The organism is Rhodococcus sp. BS-15 (assembly GCF_000813105.1).
GTDB lineage: Bacteria > Actinomycetota > Actinomycetes > Mycobacteriales > Mycobacteriaceae > Rhodococcoides.
In genome coordinates this window covers 1-1,737 of the sequence record NZ_BAOX01000515.1, presented here as the reverse complement: position 1 = coordinate 1,737, position 1,737 = coordinate 1, and the positions used below count along the sequence as shown (strand labels likewise).

Below are 1,737 nucleotides of genomic sequence, written 5' to 3'. Positions count from 1 at the left end.
CGAGGTCCAGGGAATCACGGGCTCGACGCGTCTCGAGGCCAAGCGTCAGCGCCGCCGCGACGGGCGCGATGCCGGCCGTCGTCGTCCGCCGATCCTCACCGAGTCCGAGTTCCTGGCGCGCCGCGAATCGGTCGACCGTGTCATGGTCGTGCGCGAGAAGGCGACACCGGATCACCCGCTGACCACACAGGTTGCCGTGCTCGAAGACGGTGTGCTCGTCGAGCACTTCGTCACCAGCAGTGCCACCGCGTCGATGGTCGGCAACGTCTACCTGGGCCGCGTACAGAACGTGCTGCCCAGCATGGAAGCAGCCTTCATCGACATCGGCCGTGGCCGCAACGGTGTGCTGTACGCAGGCGAGGTCAATTGGGACGCTGCGGGACTGGGCGGAAACTCACGGAAGATCGAGCAGGCTCTCAAGCCGGGCGATCAGGTTCTCGTCCAGGTCAGCAAGGATCCCGTCGGACACAAGGGTGCCCGCCTGACGACGCAGCTGTCGCTCGCGGGTCGCTTCCTCGTCTACGTGCCCGGCGGCAGTTCCACCGGCATCAGCCGCAAGCTGCCCGATACCGAGCGCAAGCGGCTCAAGGAAATCCTCCGCGACATCGTGCCGCCCGAGGCGGGCGTCATCATCCGCACCGCAGCGGAGGGCGTCAGCGAAGAAGAGCTCGCACGGGACGTGACTCGACTGCAGGCGCAGTGGGCCAGCATCGAAGAGCGCTCGGCCAACGCCGAAACCGGCAAGGGCGTGCAACCGCAGACGCTGTACGAAGAGCCCGACATGCTCGTCAAGGTCATCCGTGACCTGTTCAACGAGGACTTCTCCAAGCTGGTCATCGAGGGCGACAAGGCGTGGACGACGACGTCCAACTACGTCGAGACCGTGGCCCCGGACATGATGGAGCGGCTGCACCGATACGAGGCCGATGGCAGTTCTGTCGACGTCTTCGCCGCGCACCGCATCGACGAGCAGCTGGCCAAGGCCCTCGATCGCAAGGTCTGGCTGCCTTCCGGCGGCACCCTGGTGATCGATCGCACCGAGGCGATGACCGTTGTCGACGTCAACACCGGCAAGTTCACCGGTTCGGGTGGCAACCTCGAAGAGACGGTCACCCGCAACAACATCGAGGCGGCCGAGGAAGTCGTTCGCCAGATGCGTCTGCGTGACATCGGCGGCATGATCGTCGTCGACTTCATCGACATGGTGCTCGAGTCCAATCGCGATCTCGTACTGCGGCGCCTGACCGAGTCTCTCGGACGCGACCGGACTCGCCATCAGGTTTCCGAGGTGACCTCGCTCGGGCTGGTGCAGATGACCCGCAAGAAGCTCGGTACGGGGCTCGTCGAGGCGTTCTCCACCACGTGCGAGCACTGCCAGGGTCGCGGCATCGTCGTGCACCCGTTCCCCATCGACGCCAAGCCGGACAACGACGGCGGTCGGTCGAACTCGTCGCGGTCCGAATCCGGCAACTCGGGAACGAGCAGCAGGCGTCGACGTGGCAAGGACAACAAGGCCGACGGCAACGATCGCTCGGATGGCAACGACCGGGCCTCCTCGAACGCGCAGGCAGACGGTCACGATCACCCCGTGGTCGATCCGTCGATCAAGCGGGCGCATCCGGTGGCACTGGCCATGGCGGCGCATCACGACGACGTGGTGGCCGACGTCAGCCCCGCCGATGTCGAGCCACAGGCACCGGCCGAAGCTCCCGGCGGCGACGCAGTGGTGACCGTGGA

1 protein-coding gene is annotated in these 1,737 nt (G+C 66.2%); it reads left to right on the top strand.

The features are described from left to right. Window positions 1–1,737 (top strand): Rne/Rng family ribonuclease (locus tag RHBS_RS27510; protein ID WP_237669851.1); only part of this gene is annotated, 1,737 nt, incomplete at both ends.